This is a genomic window from Arthrobacter vasquezii, from assembly GCF_029455255.1.
Taxonomy (GTDB): Bacteria; Actinomycetota; Actinomycetes; order Actinomycetales; family Micrococcaceae; genus Arthrobacter_D; species Arthrobacter_D parietis.
Window position 1 is genome coordinate 25,346 of record NZ_JAROKN010000003.1, and the last position, 20,317, is coordinate 45,662.

The 20,317-nt window shown below is 62.2% G+C and carries 18 protein-coding genes, 2 tRNA genes and 1 other RNA gene; 11 read left to right on the forward strand and 10 right to left on the reverse strand.

Annotation, left to right across the window (positions count from 1 at the left end; translation table 11 throughout):
* Positions 1-18 precede the first annotated feature (18 nt).
* Entirely contained in the window at positions 19-1,257 is a 1,239-nt protein-coding gene (locus P4U43_RS02150; protein WP_277357253.1) for a PucR family transcriptional regulator, read from the reverse strand.
* A 129-nt stretch (positions 1,258-1,386) separates the two neighbouring features.
* On the reverse strand, positions 1,387-4,131 hold the full coding sequence (aceE, locus tag P4U43_RS02155; RefSeq protein ID WP_277357254.1) for a pyruvate dehydrogenase (acetyl-transferring), homodimeric type: 2,745 nt from the start codon (positions 4,129-4,131) through the stop codon (positions 1,387-1,389).
* A gap of 419 nt (positions 4,132-4,550) precedes the next feature.
* Between aceE and P4U43_RS02160 the strand changes: the two genes are divergently transcribed.
* The 5 genes from P4U43_RS02160 to gndA all read left to right on the forward strand — a co-directional run bounded on the left by P4U43_RS02160 (position 4,551) and on the right by gndA (position 8,251).
* Positions 4,551-4,970, forward strand: a complete 420-nt coding sequence (locus P4U43_RS02160) for a DUF3052 domain-containing protein (protein WP_056546830.1) — start codon at positions 4,551-4,553, stop codon at positions 4,968-4,970.
* A 6-nt stretch (positions 4,971-4,976) separates the two neighbouring features.
* On the forward strand, positions 4,977-5,459 hold the full coding sequence (locus P4U43_RS02165; RefSeq protein ID WP_277357351.1) for a redoxin domain-containing protein: 483 nt from the start codon (positions 4,977-4,979) through the stop codon (positions 5,457-5,459).
* On the forward strand, positions 5,456-6,412 hold the full coding sequence (locus P4U43_RS02170) for an NAD-dependent protein deacetylase (protein WP_277357255.1): 957 nt from the start codon (positions 5,456-5,458) through the stop codon (positions 6,410-6,412). The genes P4U43_RS02165 and P4U43_RS02170 overlap by 4 nt, the downstream gene beginning before the upstream one ends.
* Positions 6,413-6,489: 77 nt before the next feature.
* Positions 6,490-6,565 (forward strand) — tRNA-Val (locus P4U43_RS02175).
* 249 nt (positions 6,566-6,814) lie between these two features.
* A complete protein-coding gene (gene gndA / locus P4U43_RS02180; RefSeq protein WP_277357256.1) occupies positions 6,815-8,251 on the forward strand; it encodes an NADP-dependent phosphogluconate dehydrogenase in 1,437 nt (478 codons plus the stop codon).
* An 80-nt stretch (positions 8,252-8,331) separates the two neighbouring features.
* On the opposite strand, the gene epsC is transcribed toward gndA, so the two are convergent.
* The 3 genes from epsC to msrA all read right to left on the reverse strand — a co-directional run bounded on the left by epsC (position 8,332) and on the right by msrA (position 10,479).
* Positions 8,332-8,919 (reverse strand): serine O-acetyltransferase EpsC, encoded by a 588-nt coding sequence (gene epsC / locus P4U43_RS02185; RefSeq protein WP_056546842.1) that lies wholly within the window; start codon positions 8,917-8,919, stop codon positions 8,332-8,334.
* A 25-nt stretch (positions 8,920-8,944) separates the two neighbouring features.
* Positions 8,945-9,880, reverse strand: coding sequence for a cysteine synthase A (gene cysK, locus P4U43_RS02190; RefSeq protein WP_056546844.1), 936 nt, complete (start codon positions 9,878-9,880; stop codon positions 8,945-8,947).
* Between the two features lie 74 nt (positions 9,881-9,954).
* The gene (gene msrA, locus P4U43_RS02195; protein WP_277357257.1) at positions 9,955-10,479 is read right to left on the reverse strand and encodes a peptide-methionine (S)-S-oxide reductase MsrA; all 525 of its coding nucleotides are present in this window, start codon (positions 10,477-10,479) and stop codon (positions 9,955-9,957) included.
* A gap of 111 nt (positions 10,480-10,590) precedes the next feature.
* Between msrA and P4U43_RS02200 the strand changes: the two genes are divergently transcribed.
* The 3 genes from P4U43_RS02200 (at position 10,591) to P4U43_RS02210 (ending at position 13,290) form a co-directional block, all read left to right on the forward strand.
* A complete protein-coding gene (locus P4U43_RS02200; protein ID WP_277357258.1) occupies positions 10,591-11,481 on the forward strand; it encodes a Nif3-like dinuclear metal center hexameric protein in 891 nt (296 codons plus the stop codon).
* A 92-nt stretch (positions 11,482-11,573) separates the two neighbouring features.
* Positions 11,574-12,314: a zinc ribbon domain-containing protein gene (locus P4U43_RS02205; protein WP_277357259.1), complete on the forward strand. Its 741-nt coding sequence runs from the start codon at positions 11,574-11,576 to the stop codon at positions 12,312-12,314.
* 4 nt (positions 12,315-12,318) lie between these two features.
* The gene (locus P4U43_RS02210) at positions 12,319-13,290 is read left to right on the forward strand and encodes a reverse transcriptase-like protein (RefSeq protein WP_318532996.1); all 972 of its coding nucleotides are present in this window, start codon (positions 12,319-12,321) and stop codon (positions 13,288-13,290) included.
* A gap of 17 nt (positions 13,291-13,307) precedes the next feature.
* On the opposite strand, the gene P4U43_RS02215 is transcribed toward P4U43_RS02210, so the two are convergent.
* Complete coding sequence (locus tag P4U43_RS02215) at positions 13,308-14,078, reverse strand: YaaA family protein (RefSeq protein WP_277357260.1); 771 nt, start codon at positions 14,076-14,078, stop codon at positions 13,308-13,310.
* Positions 14,079-14,169: 91 nt separating this feature from the next.
* Here P4U43_RS02215 and rnpB point away from each other — a divergent pair.
* An RNA gene (rnpB, locus tag P4U43_RS02220) (RNase P RNA component class A) lies at positions 14,170-14,555 on the forward strand.
* A 133-nt stretch (positions 14,556-14,688) separates the two neighbouring features.
* Positions 14,689-15,957 (forward strand): MFS transporter, encoded by a 1,269-nt coding sequence (locus tag P4U43_RS02225; RefSeq protein ID WP_277357261.1) that lies wholly within the window; start codon positions 14,689-14,691, stop codon positions 15,955-15,957.
* Here P4U43_RS02225 and def read toward each other — a convergent pair.
* From def to orn, 4 genes are all read right to left on the reverse strand, one after another.
* Positions 15,954-16,523, reverse strand: a complete 570-nt coding sequence (gene def / locus P4U43_RS02230) for a peptide deformylase (RefSeq protein ID WP_056546858.1) — start codon at positions 16,521-16,523, stop codon at positions 15,954-15,956. The two genes, P4U43_RS02225 and def, sit on opposite strands and share 4 nt — an antisense overlap.
* A gap of 24 nt (positions 16,524-16,547) precedes the next feature.
* Positions 16,548-17,702: an acyl-CoA dehydrogenase family protein gene (locus tag P4U43_RS02235; RefSeq protein WP_277357262.1), complete on the reverse strand. Its 1,155-nt coding sequence runs from the start codon at positions 17,700-17,702 to the stop codon at positions 16,548-16,550.
* A 122-nt stretch (positions 17,703-17,824) separates the two neighbouring features.
* Positions 17,825-17,900 (reverse strand) — tRNA-His (locus P4U43_RS02240).
* A 145-nt stretch (positions 17,901-18,045) separates the two neighbouring features.
* The gene (orn, locus tag P4U43_RS02245; RefSeq protein ID WP_277357263.1) at positions 18,046-18,654 is read right to left on the reverse strand and encodes an oligoribonuclease; all 609 of its coding nucleotides are present in this window, start codon (positions 18,652-18,654) and stop codon (positions 18,046-18,048) included.
* 141 nt (positions 18,655-18,795) lie between these two features.
* On the opposite strand from orn, the gene mptB reads away from it, so the two are divergent.
* The gene (mptB, locus tag P4U43_RS02250) at positions 18,796-20,310 is read left to right on the forward strand and encodes a polyprenol phosphomannose-dependent alpha 1,6 mannosyltransferase MptB (RefSeq protein ID WP_277357264.1); all 1,515 of its coding nucleotides are present in this window, start codon (positions 18,796-18,798) and stop codon (positions 20,308-20,310) included.
* Positions 20,311-20,317 lie beyond the last annotated feature (7 nt).

Genomic DNA, 20,317 nt, shown 5'->3' on the forward strand with positions numbered 1-20,317 from the left:
AGCCACTTTGTAGGAAGTCTACAACGATGCCGTCCGATCCATTCGTGTCGACGGACGCTCCGCTGCACCTCTGGGCGGCGGAGAGAGACGGCCGATGACGAGGGCCGTCTGGAGAACAAAAGCCTCGCGTGGAAGCAGCGGATCCCACCCCGTGATGTCGCACACGCGCCGCAGGCGGTAACGCACCGTATTGGCATGGACGAACAGTTCGCGGGAGGTAGCTTCCAGGGAATGTCCGAGGGCGATGTACGCCGAGAGCGTCTCCTCAAGACCGTTCTGCGCACTGGCAAGAGGGCGGTAGATGTTTCGCAGCAGCGCCTTGCGGGCCGTTTCGTCGCCGGAAATGACGCGTTCCGGCCATAGATCGTCGGCAGCTACCGGACGTGGGGCCGACGGCCACGCGCGCGCGGCCGTGAGCCCCGCGAAGGCGGCCTGGGCGGAACCGCTGGCGGCAACGAGGGAAGCTGATTCAGGCCCATAGACTACTGGGCCCGGTCCGAAAAGCTCGCTCAGCCTGGAATAGGAGTTATCGCGGTCCTGGACGCCTCCGAGGACAAGGATGAGGCGATCCCCCTGGATACCTACCAGGGTGTCTTCCGCCAGCCGGCCTGTTGTGCGGCGTAGCTCATTAAGGAACATGGCGTTCGGTTCAGCGGGAGAGCTGCCAACCATGACCGTGATCGGTGCCTGGGACTTCCAGCCCACCGCAGCGATCCGGGAGCGCAGTGCGTCGGAGCTTTCTCCCCGCAGAATGGCGTCCACCACCAACGCTTCAAGCCGCGTATCCCATGAACCGCGCGTTTCGGCCGCCCGGGCATAGACATCGGCTGCCGCAAAAGCGACCTCTCGGGAGTACCTGAGCACGGCCTCCCGAAGCGGCCACTGGTCGGCGTCCGCGGCAAGGTCAGGAACCTGATCCTCCACTACCTGCACGACGACGCGAATGAGCTGGAGAGCTTTCTGGAGACTGATGGAACGCGTGAGTTCGGTGGGGGCAGTCCCGAATACATCACTGAGGACCCAGGCAGGGGAGACCGGCTTCTGATACCAGTTGACGAAGGATGCGATGCCCTTCTGGGCGACCAGGCCAAGCGCGGACCGCTCGTCGGGACGCAGATTGCGGTACCAGGGAAGGGAAGAATCCAATTGTTTCAGGGTGGCCGTCGAAAGCGCGCCGATCTGTGTCCGCAGCCGGTCTACCGTCGCCGGATCCGGAATGGGCAGGGATGTTCCGCGCGGCGGAGTGGGCGATGCCATTGAACGAGCATACGGCTCTGCCACCCAAGGCTCCATTTTGTACGAAGGCTACAAAGGAACGGCTTAAAATACGAGCAGGATCCGCCGGGCTCACATGGATGCCGGCGGACCCTGCTCGAACAGAAAGGGTTAGGAGTCTCCGCCCGCGTTGCCCGTTGTTCCCGCGTTGACGTCAAGGAGCGCGTACTTCTCGATTGCCTGGCGCGGAGCGTCTGCGTCTACCTCTCCCCGCTTCGCGAGGAGCTCAAGAGTGCGTACGACGACGGAGTGGGAGTCGATCTTGAAGTACCGCCTGGCTGCGGCGCGTGTGTCTGAAAAGCCGAACCCGTCCGCTCCGAGTGTGGCGAAGTCCTGCGGCAGGAACTGGCGGATTTGATCCGGAACAGCCTTCATGTAGTCGGTGACGGCCACGATCGGTCCGGGTGCGTCGCCGAGCCGCTTGGTGACGAAGGGAACGCGGGCCTCTGCATCGGGGTTGAGGAACGCCTCCTCCTCGGCGGCGAGTGCGTCACGCCGCAGCTCCGTCCACGAGGTCACCGACCACACATCGGCGGAGACATTCCACTCCTCGGCAAGAATGCGCTGCGCCTCGAGCGCCCACGGGACGGCCACGCCGGAGGCCAGGATCTGTGACCTCGGAGTATTCTCCGCGGAATGCCCGTCCTTGAGCTTATAGATGCCGCGGAGCAGCCCGTCCACATCGAGGTTCTCCGGCTCTACCGGCTGGATGATGGGCTCGTTGTAGACAGTGAGGTAGTACATGACGTTGGGATCGGCCCCGGAGACTGCGTTGCCGTTACCGTACATCCGCTCGAGGCCATCGTGGACAATGTGCCCGATCTCGTATCCGTAGGCCGGGTCGTAGGTGATGACGGCGGGGTTGGTGGAGGCAAGGATGGGTGAGTGTCCGTCGGCGTGTTGGAGGCCTTCGCCGGTGAGGGTGGTGCGGCCTGCGGTGGCGCCGATGATGAACCCGCGGGTCATCTGGTCTCCTGCTGCCCAGAAGGAATCTCCCGTGCGCTGGAATCCGAACATTGAGTAGAACACGTAGATCGGAATCAGCGGCTCGCCCTGCGTGGCGTACGCCGTGCCAGCCGCGGTGAACGCAGCAACTGATCCGGCTTCATTGATGCCGGCGTGGAGGATTTGGCCTTGAATCGATTCCTTGTACGCGAGGACCAGGTCGCGGTCTACCGAGAGGTAGTTCTGGCCCTTGGGGTTGTAGATCTTCGCTGTCGGGAAAAAGGCATCAATGCCGAACGTCCGGGCCTCGTCCGGAATGATTGGCACCACCCGCTTGCCGAACTCCTTGTCCCGCATGAGGTCCTTGAGGAGGCGGACGAAGGCCATCGTGGTGGCGGCCTGCTGCTTCCCCGAGCCGCGCTTGGCCACTTCATAGGTCTTGTCTCCCGGGAGGGCGACCTCTGAATGCTTGGTACGGCGTTCCGGTAGGTACCCTCCGAGGGCCTTGCGGCGTTCGTGGAGGTATTTGATTTCGGGGGAGTCGGGTCCGGGGTGGTAGTAGGGCGCGTTGTAGAGGTCGGCTTCGAGTGCTTCGTCGGGGATGGGGATGCGCAGGTGGTCGCGGAAGTCCTTGAGGTCCTGAAGGGTGAGTTTCTTCATCTGGTGGGTCGCGTTACGGCCCTCGAAGTGTGAACCCAACCCGTATCCCTTGACCGTTTTGGCCAGAATCACGGTTGGTTTGCCCTTGAACTCGGTGGCGGCCTTGTACGCCGCGTACACCTTCCGGTAATCATGCCCGCCGCGCTTGAGTCCCCACACCTGCGCATCTTCCATATCCGCCACGAGGTCCTTGGTGGCCGGGGTCTTCCCGAAGAAGTGATCGCGCACAAACCCACCGGATTCTGCCTTGTAGGTCTGGTAGTCCCCGTCAGCGGTCTCGTTCATGATCTTCACCAGATCCCCGGTGGTGTCTTTGGCGAGCAGGTCATCCCACTCCCGGCCCCACACCACCTTGATCACGTTCCACCCGGCACCGCGGAAGAACGCCTCGAGTTCCTGCATGATCTTCCCGTTACCACGCACTGGCCCGTCCAGGCGCTGCAGGTTGCAGTTGATCACGAAGTTCAGGTTGTCCAGATTTTCATTGGCCGCCAACTGCAACAACCCGCGCGATTCGGGCTCATCCATCTCCCCGTCCCCCAGGAACGCCCACACCTGCTGATCACTGGTGTCTTTCAGCCCGCGGTTCTGCAGATACCGGTTGGACTGCGCCTGATAGATCGCGTTCATCGGCCCGATCCCCATCGACACCGTCGGGAACTCCCAGAACTCCGGCATCAACCTGGGGTGCGGATACGAGGACAACGCATGACCGGCCTTGGACTTCTCCTGCCGGAACCCGTCCAGATCCTCCTCGGTCAGCCGGCCCTCCAGGAACGCCCGCGCATACATCCCCGGCGACGCGTGGCCCTGGAAGAACACCTGATCTCCACCACTGGGGTGGTCCTTACCCTTGAAGAAATGATTGAACCCCACCTCATACAGGGTCGCCGCACCCGCATACGTGGAAATATGGCCGCCCACACCGATCTCCGGACGCTGCGCCCGATGCACCATCACCGCAGCATTCCACCGCATCCACGCCCGGTACTTCCGCTCGATCTCCTCATCCCCGGGGAACTCAGGCTCCTCATCGACCGGAATCGAGTTCACATAATCAGTAGTCACAACACTGGGAAGACCCACCGACCGGCCACCAGCACGCGCCAGCAAACGCCCCAAAACATCACGGGCACGATCAGAACCACGCTGATCAATCAACTGATCAAAGGACTCAATCCACTCAGCCGTCTCCTCAGGATCCGAATCCCCACCAACACCCGAACCCACAATCCCCTGATCAGCAACCATGCCAAACCCTCCCAATCCGCAGATTATGTCTGCGACGTCTACGACTTCGTGCTTCGGGCCGTTGCTCGTCGAAGCGGTCAGAATCCGGTCGGCGTTCGCCGCACCTATGGATTCACTGTGACACTCTAGCCCCGCGGGCTGTTTGATGCGTAGCTGAACGGGTACCGGTGGGGCCAGGTTACGCCCTCACCGAACACCCCTCTCTTTCCTCTGCTCACCGGCTGTTTCCGGCTGGCGAAGGTCCGGGCGCGGGCGGACGGGCCGTCGTCGTTGTGCTGGCGGCGCGGAAAGCGCGGGTTGAAGCGTGGCGCTTAAGGGTGTTGGCTGGTAATAATGCATATCAACGTACTGTGGATCCGGGGCCAGAGGCACCACCGAGACAATCGCAGTGACAATCGCAGCCTTTCGGAAGGAAAAAAGTGAGCGAGGCCGAAGCCGCCACAGCAGGAAGCGTGGCGGGCAAACTGGGTTTCAAGGACGGCGACCTTGTTCAGGAACTTGGGTACGACGAGGATGTTGATTTCGACTTCCGTGCGGATCTGGAAGATGAGATCGGATCGGAACTGCTGACGGAGGACGATCAGGATGTTGTCGACGGCGTAGTCCTATGGTGGCGTACTGATGACGGCGATCTGGTGGATGCGCTGGTGGATTCACTGACTTCGCTCGATGATGGCGGCGTGGTCTGGCTGCTGACACCGAAGTCGGGCCGGGACGGGTATGTCCCGCCGTCTGAAATCCAGGAGGCAGCGCCTACTGCCGGACTTCATGCCACGTCTTCAGCCGGAGTCTCCCGGGACTGGGCGGCAACCCGGCTAGTGGCCCGTCGCAAACAGTAGGTGACAATGCAGCCGGCGCCCGGCCACCTTGCTCCGGGGTTTGAACTCCCCAACCAACACGGGGAGCCGGTCAGTCTGAGCGCGCTGCGCGGTACCGCCGTCGTGCTGGTGTTCTACCCGTTCGCGTTCTCCCGCGTCTGCACCGATGAACTGGATGAACTACAGGCGAATCTGGGGGAGTTCCGGAGCCGCAGCGCGAGAGTGCTGGCCGTCTCGATCGATCACCGGTATGCCCTGCGCACTTACGCAGAGCAGAGGGGATACGGGTTCGACCTCCTCTCTGACTTCTGGCCGCACGGTGAGGTGGCTGAACAGTATCGTGTGCTGAATTTGTCAGAGGGATATGCGCGTCGAAGTACTTTCTTCATCGATCCTGCCGGACTCATCAATTCGCGCGTGGACGCTCCTCTGGGAGAGGGCCGGGCCTTCGAGACCTACCGTTCCGCTCTCCTCAGTCTTTCCCAACACACCGCAGAATCTCCGCGATGACATCTTCGCCGCTGCCGCACGCATCGTCGCTCCCAGGATTCGGAACAACAGGATTCGTCCGGGGTGAGCCTGCCGCGGCAAGCTCTCTGACGGCTTCGCAGCTGACGAGCCTGCGTGGGGTGGCTGATCTTCTTGCGCATCTGCGCCTCACTGTTCTGACTGGCGCAGGTTTGAGCACGGATTCCGGTATCCCGGATTACCGCGGACCGAATTCCGTCCCCCGGAATCCCATGACGTACCAACAGTTCGTGGGCGACGACGCACTAAGGCGGCGCTATTGGGCACGTAACCATATCGGCTGGCACCACCTGCGTCGGGCGCACCCGAACGACGGCCACCGTGCCCTGGTGCGGATGGAGCAGCGGGGGCTGCTGACCGGCTTGATCACACAGAATGTGGACCGGCTGCATTCGTCGGCCGGCAGCACGAAGGTTGTGGATCTGCACGGAACGTATGATCGCGTGGTGTGTCTGAGCTGTCGTACCTTGTTCAGCCGCCAGGACATCGCGGGGCTGCTTGAGCGGCTCAATCCCGGGTACCTCGAGCGCACCGGCAACGCCGGTGACGTTGCACCTGATGCAGATGCCGATGTTGACGACACCTCCGACTTCATGGTTGCGCCTTGCCCGGTGTGCGGCGGCATGCTCAAGCCGGACTTCGTCTACTTCGGTGAAAACGTACCCAAGGATCGCGTGGATCGGGCGTATGCGATGGTGGATGACGCCGGCGCCCTCCTGGTTGCGGGCTCGTCACTGACAGTCATGAGCGGCCTGCGATTTGTGCGCCATGCGGCCAAGCAGGCAAAACCGGTTGTCATCATCAACCGGGGTGCAACCCGAGGAGACGACTTCGCGTCGTTGAAGCTTGAACTCGGCGTCTCGGAATCGTTGGCGTACCTCGCGGACGCCTTACCCGGGGCTACGACCGAGGAGGTGGGACCAGCGAGACGCTGATTGGCATTGCAGAGCGTCGATCCGGTACAGTAATTCCTCGTGGTGGAGAGCAGGTCAGTCCAGCCCCGCCGTGTCAAGGGTCTTTAGCTCAGCTGGTAGAGCGCCACGTTTACACCGTGGATGTCATCGGTTCGATCCCGGTAGGACCCACCAAGAAAAACCCCGTTGTTCCCGGCCCTGCGGCCTGGGCAGCGGGGTTTTTCGCGTGTCTGTTCTTGTTCGTATCCGGTGCTTTCTGCTCGACGCTTCCATGCACGAATGTTTCGACGGATTACCTCAGCGCGGAAGCGCCGTCTGGCTTCGAACATGACGCCGGTAATAGGGTGGGAGAGCCAAGGCGCACAGGGGCGTCGCTAAGTGATGTGTCCCTGACCACGGGGGCAACCTGCAGATGGAGACTTGATGAGTGCACAAATCGGCGTGACCGGCCTTGCCGTCATGGGAGCAAACCTGGCACGGAACCTCGCACGCAACGGGTACACCGTAGCCCTTCACAACCGCTCGGTTGAGAAGACCGATGCTTTGCTTGAGAAGCACGGAAGCGAGGGCGATTTCATCCGGACGGAGTCCCTCCAGGAACTGGTTGACTCGCTGGAGAAGCCGCGCCGGGTGCTCATCATGGTAAAGGCGGGCGCTCCGGTGGACTCCGTCATCGAGCAGCTCGAACCGCTGCTGGAAGCGGGGGACATCATCATTGATGCCGGCAACTCACACTATGAAGACACGCGCCGGCGGGAAGCGGCGCTTGCGGAGAAGAATCTTCACTTCGTTGGGGTCGGTGTTTCCGGTGGCGAGGAGGGAGCGCTGCTCGGACCCTCCATCATGCCCGGTGGCTCACGTGAGTCCTATGACTCGCTTGGTCCCATGCTGGAGAAGATCTCTGCCAAGTACAACGGCGAGGCGTGCTGCCGGTGGATCGGCACCGACGGCGCCGGGCACTTCGTCAAGATGGTGCACAACGGCATTGAGTATGCCGACATGCAGGTTATTGGCGAGGCCTATGATGTCCTTCGCACTGCTGCTGGGATTGAGCCGGCAGACCAGGCAAAGATCTTCAGCGAATGGAACACCGGAACACTCTCGTCCTTCCTGATCGAGATCACGGCTGAAGTCCTCGCCCACACCGACGAGCGCACCGGCAAGCCGTTCGTCGACGTCGTCGTCGATTCAGCGGGCCAGAAGGGTACCGGCCGCTGGACTGTCGTTTCGGCACTTGAACTCGGTAGCCCCACCTCAGGCATCGCGGAATCCGTGTTCGCACGCGGCCTCTCCTCACAGCGGGGTCAGCGTGAGCTTGCACAGGGCATTCTTGAGGGTCACGAGGGCACAGTTGAATTGCCCGAGGGTTTCGTTGAAGACGTTCGTCTCGCGCTGTACGCGTCGAAGCTGGTCAGCTACGCCCAGGGCATTGACATGCTGACAGCGGCTGCAACGGAGTACGGCTGGGACCTGAAGCTCGACGAGATCGCTTCACTCTGGAGGGCCGGTTGCATCATTCGCGCCGAGCTGCTCGACGACATCATGAAGGCTTACGCGGGAGATGAGAGGCCGGCTAACCTGCTCCTGGCTCCGGCGTTCGCTGAATCCATTGCAGGTGCGGTTCCCGCATGGCGCCGCGTCGTTGCAACTGCGGTCCAGCTGGGCATCCCGGTTCCGGTGTTCTCCTCGTCCCTGGCCTACTACGATGGCCTCCGCCGCAAACGACTGCCTGCCGCACTCACCCAGGGCCTCCGCGATCTCTTCGGAGCCCACACCTATAACCGCGTGGACGCTGAGGGCACATTCCACACGCTCTGGGGCGAAGACCGCTCGGAAGTCGAAGCCGTCGACACACACTAGGAAACCTGAAGCACGAAATAGCGCCCCAGCGGAACAATCCGATCCGCCGGGGCGCTATTTGTCGTTCTCGCCAGCTTTGGCTAGATATACAGGGCCGGGTCAATGTACTCGGCTGGATCCACCGCAGGCAGCGTTTCGCGTGCGGAGTCCCGGTGACGGAAAGTCGCGGGAATGCCGGTGATGATGGAGTCGGGCGGCGTATCCTTCACAACGACGGCGTTGGCACCCACCGCGCTGCCCGCACCGATGGTGATCGGACCAAGAACCTTGGCGCCGGCCCCGATCGTGACGCGGTCGCCGATGGTTGGGTGCCGCTTGACCTTCTCCAGGGACCGCCCGCCGAGGGTCACTCCCTGATACATCATGACGTCGTCGCCGATTTCAGCGGTGCCGCCGATCACCACACCCATACCGTGGTCTATGAAGAAGCGCCGGCCGATAGTAGCCTGCGGGTGTATCTCGATACCCGTCAGGAACCGGGCCGTCTGGGCGAGGATCCGGGCCGGAAACCGTAGCGGTGGAACCCGCCACATACGATGCGTCAGGCGGTGTACCCAGATGGCGTGCAGCCCTGAGTACACGATTCCGTTCTCGACGTCCCCTCGGGCTGCCGGATCATGGGCGCGGGCGGCCTCGAGGTCTTCTCGCATTCTCGCTAGGAAGCTCACAAACCACCCTCTGTTGAAGAAATGACTAACCCCGGATGTCGTCGAACAGTACGGTGGAAATGTAGCGCTCTCCGAAATCGCAGACGACGGCGACAATGAGCTTACCTGCGTTTTCAGGACGTTTGGCCAACTCCAGTGCTGCCCAGACGATGGCTCCGGAGGAGATACCGCCGAGGATGCCTTCCTGGGTACCCAGTGCACGTGCTACACGGACGGAATCTTCGACGCTGGCATCCATGACCTCGTCGTAGATGGAGGTATCGAGAATCTCGGGAACGAAATTGGCCCCAAGCCCCTGGATCTTGTGGGGACCGGGCGCGCCACCATTGAGGATTGCGGAATCCGCCGGCTCCACGGCCACAATCTGTACGCCCGGCTTCCGGTCCTTGAGTACCTGCCCGACGCCGGTGACGGTCCCGCCGGTCCCGACTCCGGCGACGAAGATGTCCACCTTGCCGTCGGTGTCATTCCACACTTCCTCGGCAGTGGTTTCGCGATGAACTGCCGGGTTTGCTTCGTTAGCGAACTGACGGGCCCAGATGGCATTGTCGCTGGCGGCTACGATTTCCTTCGCGCGATCTACAGCTCCACGCATGCCCTCGGAGCCGGGGGTGAGAACGATCTCCGCACCATAGGCCCGCAGCATCACCCGGCGCTCGGTGGACATGGTCTCCGGCATGGTGAGGACAACCTTGTAGCCGCGGGCAGCGCCCACCATGGCCAGTGCGATACCTGTATTACCCGAAGTGCCCTCGACGATCGTGCCGCCCGGCTTCAAAGCCCCCGCTTTCTCGGCGGCATCGATGATTGCGACGCCGATGCGGTCCTTGACGCTGTTGGCGGGGTTATAGAACTCAAGCTTGACCGCTACTTCCGCATCCAGCCCTTCGGTCAGGCGGTTCAGGCGCACCAGCGGAGTGCGTCCTACCAACTGGGTGACGTCGTCGTAAATCGGTGCCATGAGATTCCTGTCTGGGTTAGGTGAAGGAGTTGAAGCAAAACTGTGCTCAGCCTAGTCAGCGGCCGGAAGCAGAACTATGCCATGAGCCATTCAGCGTAATATTTCCGGGCTTTGGCAAGCTTCGGATTGATAATCACCTGGCAGTAGCCCTGCTCCGGGTGCTTGGCGTAGAAGTTCTGGTGATACTCCTCCGCTACGTAGAACCGCGGAAGGCGGACCACCTCGGTCACGATCGGGTTTGCCCAGTCCTCCTGATGCCGCTCGATGGCGCGCTCGAACAGCTCCTTTTGCTCAGCGTCCTGGTAGAACATTGATGAGCGGTACTGCGTGCCGACGTCGTAACCCTGGCGGTTGAGCGTTGTCGGATCATGTGAAGCAAAGAAGATGCCGAAGATCACTTCGACGGGCACCACCGTCTCATCGAAAGTGACGGCAACGACCTCCGCGTGACCGGTGATGCCGGAGCACACGGAATCGTAGTTGGGTTCGGGGTCGTGGCCACCGGTATAGCCGGACACGACCTCTGTTACACCCTGGGTTTTTTGGTAGACGGCATCGAGGCACCAAAAGCAGCCCCCGCCCAGCACGAAAGTCATCATGGTGTTAACAATGCTTCGATCAGCGCGATGATTCCCGTCGCACCGCACCAGGGAACAGCGAGTTGGCGCCGAAGCCTGACCGGGCTTTTGGAAGCTGGTAGAACTAGGGCTATGGAAGCTGACGAAGAACACTCCCCAGCAGTGGACGAGGCGAGTGACTCGAGACCCACTGTCGGCGACGTCCTGCTCGCAATCGAAGAATTGTGGCCCGAGTCGCTGGCGGAGGGATGGGACGCCGTCGGCCTTGTTGTCGGTCGTCCGGATCGGGAGGTTTCGACGATTGTCTTCGCTGTGGATCCCTCGGAGGCTGTCGTCGGCGATGCCAGGAAACTTGGAGCGGATCTCATCGTTGCGCATCATCCGCTCATGTTGAAGCCGGTGAATTCGGTGGCGGCCACCCATGCCAAGGGCGCGGCCGTCCACGGGCTCATCGAGGCAGGCTGCGCGCTGGTTACTGTGCACACAAATGGGGACAGCGCGGTTGGCGGCGTTTCGGACGTCCTCGCTGACGCATTCGGACTGACCAATGTGGAACCGCTCGCAGGTTCAGCCGATGGGCTGCCTGAAGAAGGTATCGGCCGCGTCGGCGATCTGGCAGAGGTGACTTCGCTTGGAGAATTTGCGGAGCTGGTCTTCGGTCTGCTGCCCGCTGTTGCCGGCGGAATGCGGGTGGCCGGTGATCGTCACGGTCTTGTCCGGCGGGTAGCTGTCTGCGGCGGGGCGGGGGACAACCTGTTCGATCAGGTGCGTGCAAGCCAGGCTGATGTCTACGTGACCGCGGACCTCCGGCACCACCCGGCACTGGAAGCGCGGGAAGCCGCAGTGAACGGGCGCCCGTACCTTATTGATGTGTCCCACTTCGGCAGTGAGTGGCTCTGGCTGACGCCCGCGGCGAACGCGCTGTCCAACGTCCTGTCCGATCAGGGATTCACCGTTGACGTCCGGGTCAGTGCCGTTAATTCGGACCCCTGGGATTTTGTGCTCACGCCCGGTGAAGGCTAGCAGGCCGCACAAAATTGCCGACGCGCGGTGTGCTCAAGCGCGTGCCATAAGGTAGACGGACAACGAAATTCGGCGACGGCGGAGGACTATCGGTGGCAAAAGCACCTCAGGCGGAACAACTACGGCTTCTTGACCTGCAGGCCAGTGATTCCAAACTCAATCAGTTGCAGCGGCAAGCGGCCACCGTCAGCGCTAATCCTGAGTTGGTCGCGCTGGCAGCGCAGGTAGCGGACGCCGAGTCCGCACTGGTGTCTGCAGCCACAAACCTCGGGGATGCCGAGCGGGATCTCACCCGCGCGGAGGATGACGTGCAGGCAGTCGTCACAAGGCTGGAGCGTGATGAGCAGCGCTTGAACAGCGGCTCCGGCACGTCGAAGGACCTCACGGCGCTTCAAAGTGAGGTCACCTCGCTCACCCGGCGCCGCTCGGACCTTGAGGATATCGAGCTCGAGGTGATGGAGCGGGTCGAAGCCGCGAGGGCAGCACGGGATGATGCCCGCAAAAGGTCGGAGACAGTCCGGAGTCAGCTCGGGGAACTTGAGCGGGCTCGGGACGAGGAACTGGGCCGGATCGATGCCGAGCGCGCCGAGGTCCAGGCCGCACGCGATCAACTGGCGGCTTCTTTTGAGCCGGCCCTTCTCGCAATCTACGAGAGGACACTGGCCAAGCGCGGAGTCGGCGCGGCTCGTCTCTTCCACGGCCGGTCCGAGGGATCAGGCATGGAGCTCAGCCCCGGTGATCTCGCCGACATCTCACGCGCCGCGGCAGACGACGTCGTCTTCTGCCCCGACTCTGGCTGCATCCTTGTGCGTTCGTCCGAGTGGGGAAGCTGAGAAAGTGCAGGACTCCGCCGGAACACTGTTCGACGACGCATTTCCCTCCGCCACCGACGAGAGCCCTGACGGCCCTGCCCGTGACCTCCTGATCGTTGAAGCTGACGGCGGCTCCCGGGGAAATCCGGGCCATGCGGGCTACGGTGCGCTGGTACGTGATCCAAAGACGGGCGCGATCCTCGTGGAGAAAGCCGGCTACATCGGTATTGCATCCAATAACGTGGCGGAATACTCGGGGCTCCTCGCGGGCCTCACATTGGCGGATGAAATTGACTCCGGCTGTCGAATCCTTGTCAAGATGGATTCGAAGCTTGTCGTCGAGCAGATGAGCGGACGCTGGAAGATCAAGCATGCGGACATGCAGAAGCTGGCCGGGCGGGCCCGCCGCATCGTGGATTCCCGCCGCGTCCAGTACGAGTGGATTCCCCGCGAGAAGAACAAGGACGCAGACAGGCTCTCGAACGAGGCTATGGATGCAGGAATGGCAGGGGTTGAGTGGAAGCCCAAGAGCTCCCCGAGCCCGCAGGAAGATTCTAGGCCGGGCGAGAATGCCGACGTCGGTGGTCCACGGATAGCGTCAGGGACCCTGCATCATGTCGAGATCTGGATTCAGGATCTTAATGCCGCGCGCAGCAGTATGGGGTGGCTATTCGAACGGTTAGGGTTCCTTCCCAAGGACAGCTGGGAGAACGGCGCAAGCTGGGCAGGCAACGGTACCTACCTCGTGCTCGAGGCCGGCCCTGATGTCCTGTCGGGGCCACACGAGCGGCGCCGGCAAGGCGTCAATCACCTCGCCTTCAACGCCGGTACGCGAGCGCAGGTGGACCTGCTCGCGCGCCGGGCTGGAAGCCATGGATGGACCCTCCTGTTCCGTGATCGGCACCCCTACGCGGGTGGGCGGGAGCATTACGCAGCCTACCTGGAGAACGCAGAGGGGTTTGAGGTTGAACTCGTTGCGGACCAGAACGCGCAATAGCCCCGGACCAGGACGAGTCAGGCGGAGTGTGCCAGGACAACGTTCAGTTGAGCCGCTTTCCTACTGGTTGCAGGCACGAGGTCGCACGTCCATCGCTCCGATGCGGCCCGGAGTAATTGCTCTGGTGTCGCCGGCGGTTTTCCCCTGCGGGTGAGTAGGTGACGAGCCAGTTCGCCGCGGGTCTGTTTGGCGAAGTGGGAGACGGCCGTCCTCACTCCCTTGCGTTGCTGGAACACGTTCACTGCGACCGTTCGCTCCGGCACTCCGGACCACACGGTGGCGTAGGTGCTTGAGCGGCAGTCGACGATGAGTGAATCGCCGGCCCGCTCATCGAGGACGGACCGGAGCCGTTGCCGCCAGAAGGATGCCAGCCTGCCCGTGCCAGGCAGGTCAACTGACATCGAGAGCCGGTAGGCCGGCACTGCATCGGTGAACCCGACGGCACCCCACAGTGCAGAAACGACGACGACGGCGGAATCCGCCTTTCGCTTTTGCGTGGGGGTCATGCTGCGGTATCCCAGGGCATCATAGAGCACTCCGGAGTAGATGGAGTGGGCCGGCGCGGCGGGAACGTGGCGCAATTCGGTATTGCGGCGTACTTCCGCCGCGAGGGAATTCCCCACTCCGAGAACAGCATGTGCGTCATGGTGGGCGCTGGTCTTCGCAAGTGCGGCCAGCACTTCCGACCGGGCATCAGTCAACCCCGGAAATGCAAGCGAAGCCAGATCGAGGGGGCGCCCTTTGACTGCAGCCGTTTTTCCTTCAGAGGGCGGGAGCAGAATAAGCACCTCAACACTCTACCGTCGAGGGATCAGCGAAATGCTGCACACCAGGTCCGCGGCACATACGGCGTCTCCCGGCGCGTAGAATCGGAATGGATGGGTTGGCCAGGCGGCCGCGTGTGAAGCGCTTTTCGTGCTTCTCCCGAGGAACGTCCGGGCTCCGCAGGGCAGGGTGGTGGGTAACGCCCACTCGGGGTAACCCGCAGGCAAGTGCCACAGAGAATAGACCGCCCCGCTGGTTCGCCCAGAGGGGGTAAGGGTGAAACGGTGGTGTAAGAGACCACCAGCGCACCGGGTGACCGGAGCGGCTAGGTAAACCCCACCCGGAGCAAGGCCAGACAGGACACGGTTGAGGGCTGCCCGCCCGAGTGTCCGGGTAGGCCGCTGGAGGGCGCCGGCAACGGCGTTCGTAGATGGATGGCCGCCACTGCAGCTCCTCACGGATCCGCAGGACAGAACCCGGCGTATCGGCCAGCCCATCCACTTTCCGCAGGTTTTGCTCCACCGGCTCTGCATAATCCGTGGGAAGCGGTGTTTCGTCAAGAGTGCGGGCCCGTTCCCGACCAGTCATCCACAACCGGGCTTATCACCAGAGACGTTCCATTACGCTAAGGGAATGGCCGAGACGACTGCACCCAGAGCTTCCCTGGTGAGTCGCAATCCTAAGTTCAGGGCTCTGTGGTTATCGGCTACGGTAGGCGTTTTCGGCACTGCCGTTGCAGCTGTCGCCCTGCCGATCATTGCGGCGGTTGAGCTCGCGGCCAGCGACTTTGCGGTGGCGGCCCTTGCCGGCATGGCGTTCCTGCCCTGGCTGCTTTTCGGCCTGCCTATCGGAGTATGGGTTGACCGCTGGAAGCGCAAGCCTGTCATTGTCTGGTCCCTCGTGGCACGGATAGCGTCGCTCGCGACACTTCCGGTTGCGTACTGGTTTGGAATGCTTACGGTCACCCACCTGTTCGTTGTCGCATTCATAGCCGGTTTGTCATCGGTTTTCTTCAGCCTCGCCGATCAGGCGTTGGTGCAGCAGGCGCTCTCGGGGGATGAGCTGGTCGAGGGGAACGGCATCATCACCGCGTCCGGCGCCTCCGCAGACGCGGCGGGCAGGGGTATCGCGGGGTGGCTCACCGTGGTGATGGGAGCCTCCAACACACTTCTTGTGCAGGTGGGGGCGTCGCTCGCCTCTCTCGCTGCAATCTCGTCGTTGCGCATCGAAGAAAAGCCGGTCGCTGTTCGGGAGCGGCGCATCTTCGTGGAGATGATGGACGGGCTGCGGTACACCTTCAGCACGGCGCCGCTCCGGGCAATCCTCTTCAACGCTGCACTGTGGAACCTGGGCGGCAGCATGGTCGCCTCGCTGATGGTGCTGTTGGTTGTCCGGGTGCTGCAGGAGTCGGAAATCTGGCTCGGTCTGTTGATGGCTGCAACGTCGGTGGGAGGGGCTGTAGGCGGGCTAAGCGCCAAACGGCTTACCGAACGACTGGGTTCCGGACCGGTGTGGCGGTGGTCCATGGTTCCGGGCGTGCTTGGGTACGCGTCGCTCCTCATCATGACTCCGGGTCCAGGAATGGTGATCGGACTGGTCGGGATGTTCGTTATGGGTGTATCGATCGCGCTGAATATCGTTGTCGGCACAAGCTTCCGCCAACGTGTCTGTCCGCCGGCAATGATGGGAAGGCTGGGAGCTGCAACGAGGATGGTCAGTTGGGGGATGCTCGGCATCGCCAGCATCCTCGGCGGAGTCCTCGCCGAAGTGTTCGGCATTACCTCAGCCGTGCTGGTGGGTGTACTGCTGGCTGCTACAGCTCCAATGGTGGCGCTGTTCGGATCGCTTCGTTCGGTGGACCGTCTCGAAGACCTCGCGCGCGAGCCGCTGCCGGCTGACTAGTGGCCGAATGGGTCCGGATCGACACCCGGCATCCAGGTCAATCCCGGCTGACCCCACCCGTTGACCTTGGCGGCTTTCCTTGCTTTCCGCGAGTACTGCGCATTCAGCCGGTCAACATACAGCGTGCCGTTCAGATGATCGAACTCGTGCTGCATGCAGCGCGCAAACCACCCGGTTGCCTCGAACTCGACCGCGTTGCCCTCGCCGTCATACCCGTTGACCTTCGCCCACTCTGCGCGCTTGAGCGGGAAGGACTCTCCCGGGAATGAGAGGCACCCCTCCGACTCTTCCTCGTCCGGTTCGGCGCCGGAAACCTTCGTGGTGACCAGTGTGGGATTGACCAGGACTCCACGAGGGGGAACGTCGTCGTCATTCGCCATTCCGTAAACAAAGATGCGCAGACCCACCCCGATCTGCGGTGCCGCGAGGCCAACACCGTTCGCCTCGTCCATCGTCTCGTACATGTCTGCAATGAGGGAGCGCAGCTCATCGTCGAATTGTTCGACGTCGACAGCGCGCCGGTGCAGCACGGGTTCGCCGGCGATGGTGATGGGACGGACAGGCATAGGGACTCTTCCTTGCTCCGGTGGCTAGCGGGCGATATGGCGGCCGACGGTTTCGCGCATGATCTCACTCGTGCCGCCGAAAATGCTCAGGAGACGGACAGCGAGGAAGGCCTGCGCGATCGGGTATTCGAGGATATAGCCGTAGCCACCGTGGAGTTGCAGGCAACGATCCGTAACCCACTTCACCCGTTCGCTGGCCCATAGTTTGACCCGGGCGGCGCTGACGGCGTCCAGCGCTCCTTCATTGAACGCCACGACGGCCCGATCAACATAGGTTTCCAGAACCTCGACCTCGGTCTGGATGTCCGCAAGTTCAAACCGGGTGTTCTGGAAGTCGATGATCCGCTCGCCGAAGGCATTGCGTTCCTTCGCGTAGTGCACGGTTGTCTCATACATGGTCCGCGCCACGGCCGAGGATGCAACGGCAATCGCCAGACGCCCCTGCGGCAACTGTTCGGCCACGTACCGCAGCCCGTGCCCGGCCTCGCCGACGAGGTTCGCCTCCGGTACTCGCACGCTGTCGAAGAAGAGCTCGGACGTATCGGAGGCCTTCAGCCCCATCTTGTCCAACTGCTTCCCGGTCTCATATCCGGGACCCTTCTCGACCATGAACAGGGAGAAGGACTCGCTGCCGCCGCGTCCGGTGGAGCCATCCGTGCGGGCGAGGACCAGCGAGGCATCACCGCTGATCCCGTTTCCAATGAAAGTCTTCTGTCCGTTGATCAGCCAGCCGTCGCCGTCGCGCACGGCCTTGGTCCGGACGCCCCGCAAGTCACTGCCGGCGCCAGGCTCAGTCCATGCCACGGACGTGATCTTTTCGCCGGTGACCATGCCGGGCAGCCACTGCTGCTTGAGCTCGTCCGAGCCGTAGGCGAGCAGGTGGGGAAGGACCATGTCGTCGTGCAGGTGAAGAGCCAGCGCTGCGCCAAGGTGGTTGGCCCGGGCAAACTCTTCGTCGAGGACTACCCGGAAGCGGTAATCGGGCATGCCGGCTCCACCAAATTCCTCGGGCACGGCCAGGCCAAGCAGCCCCTGTTGACCGGCGGCGCTCCACATGCTGCGCGGCATAATGCGTTCCCGGTCCCACTGCGCGTAGTGCGGGGCAATCTCCCGTGCGTTGAACTCCTGCGCCACGTCCCGGAACAGTTCGTGGTCCTCCTCGAACAACGCCCGTTTCATACAGTTTTCCCTTCTGCTGATCCCCGTTTCGCGCAGCTCTAAACGAAGCGAGGAAATGCCAATGGCCGCCCCGAAATTACAGGACGGCCACGGAAGCCTGCGGCTACTGCCGGCGGGCGAAATGGGGTGAGTAACGGGGTTTGAACCCGCGACCTCCTGGACCACAACCAGGCGCTCTGCCAACTGAGCTATACCCACCATGCGACTCGGTAAGCAACCCGAGCGTGCACCGCACGGGGGGCGGGCTTGCTGGGGCTGAACGAGGCAGCGCAAACAATTCTACACACTTTTCGGACCACTTTTTCCAGGCACTCGGAACCCCAGCGCCCTGGACCGGTGACGCCTAGCTTCCGGCGGTGAGATTCCGCGCTGCCGTGCGGCTGGTCTCCGAATCGGGTCCGGGACCAGGAACAAAGATGGTGCTCCGGTAGTACTGCAGTTCCCGGATCGAATCCCTGATGTCGCCCAGCGCCCTGTGGTTGCCGATCTTCTCCGGAGCTTGGAAGTAGGCGCGTGGATACCAACGACGAGCCAACTCCTTGATGGTGGACACGTCCACCACCCGGTAATGGAGGTGTTCAACCACCAGAGGCATGTCGCGGGCAAGGAACACCCTGTCGGTTCCCACGGAGTTGCCACCCAGTTGTGCGCGGCGCGGTTCCGGCACATGCGCGGTGATGTACTTGAGTACGCGGTCCTGGGCTTCCTGCATGGTGACTCCGGACGGCAGCTCTTCCAGCAGGCCTGAAGCGGTATGCATGTTGCGCACGAAGTCGCCCATGGACTCCAGTGCGCCGGGAGGCGGTGCAATGACGACGTCGACCCCCTCACCGAGAATATTCAGTTCAGCGTCGGTGACGATGACTGCCACCTCAATCAGGGCATCCGCGACGGAGTCCAGGCCCGTCATCTCGCAGTCGATCCAGACGATGGGCTCACTAGTTATCGGCACCCGACAAATGTACCGGGTTATCGGTTGACCCCGGTCTATGTGTACAACCGTTCGGCGGCGTCCGGGCAGGTGAATGCTAAAATCGAGCGACCTCGATTCCTCCTCGCCGCCCTGTCAGACTGACGATCGGACCCTCCCGCAATGACCGCCCCTGCGCCTGCTTCCGTTGCGACCGCGCACATCGGGCGCCCCAGGATTGCGATCATTCAGGGCTTCATTGGCTCAATGCTCATGCTTGTCGGATCGTTCGGCGTAGGCTGGCTCTCGCTCGCTTCCAGGGAACTCCGGCAGGTGCAGGTGATCATCTGGCTGCGGTTCGAACCTGCCGGCGCTGTCCTTTCCGTCATTCTGCTTGCGTTGGGAGGGATGCTCCTGGTCAGGTCATGGCTGAGGCTCGGTCAACGTCTGCAGGGGTGGGGACCGGAGACGCATCGGACAATCCTGACCGCAATCCTCGCCTGGGCTGCCCCTATGTGCTTCGCGCTGCCCCTGTTCAGCAGGGATGTTTTCGCTTATATCGCTCAGGGCCAGGTCATGGTCGCCGGGCTTAACCCGTACGAAGACGGCTATTCCCAGATCTCCAACTATCTGCAGATCGGAGCGGATGATCTGTGGGCACAGAGCCCAACTCCGTACGGTCCTATTTTTCTCTGGATGGAAGAGCTGATAGTCCGTGCGACCGGAGGGCAGCCTGACCTGTCCATCCTGCTCTTTCGCCTGCTGGCGCTCGTGGGCGTTGCCTTGTGCATCTATTACGTGCCGCGACTCGCAGAACTGCATGGAGTGAATCCACATCGAGCGCTGTGGCTCACCGTTGCCAACCCGCTCTTCCTGACCAATTTCGTAGCGAGCATCCATAACGACTCCCTTATGGTGGGCCTTGCAGTGGCCGGACTCTATTTCGCAGCGAAGGGACGTTATGTCACGTCGGTTCTCCTGGTCACACTGTCCATCGGTATCAAGCCGATCACGCTGATTTTCCTCCCGTTCATCGGCCTGATGTGGGCAGGCCGGGATGCAAGTTGGCCGCGCAAGATCCTCTACTGGGCCATCACGGCGGGGATGTCCCTCGGAATCCTTTGGATTCTGGGAATCATGAACGGTTTCGGCTTCGGGTGGGTCGGCGCGCTCAGCACACCCGGCAGCGTGTGGATCTGGTATGCACCGGTCGGGTTCCTGGGCATGGTCGTGGCAGTGACCGGAGACGCCCTCGGTTTCGACGGCTGGTCATGGGCGAATGTTGTCCACACGATCGGCACTTTGGTGTCGCTGGTACTGATCACCTGGCTCATTTTCAAGGGGGACCATGCGCACCTCGTCCGCCGGCTGGCGCTGGCGCTCACCGCCGTCGTACTCCTAGCGCCAATGATCCAGGCCTGGTATGTCGTATGGCTGATTCCGTTGTTTGCCGTGACCGGGATCAGGGATGACTGGCAGGTGAAGGTGCTGTACTTTCTGGTGTCCTTTTTCATGATTTATGCGATCTCCGACCAACTGGACATATTCCCCTATATCGAACTTGACCTTGGAACTGCCCGCCAGATTGCCGCAGTGGTCGGGGTGGCGTTTGCGACCTATCTCGTGCTGTTGGATCCGCGAACGAAGACCCTCTTTCGAGGGTCGCGATCAACGGATCAGCTCCCTCTTAGCCGATAAGCACCGG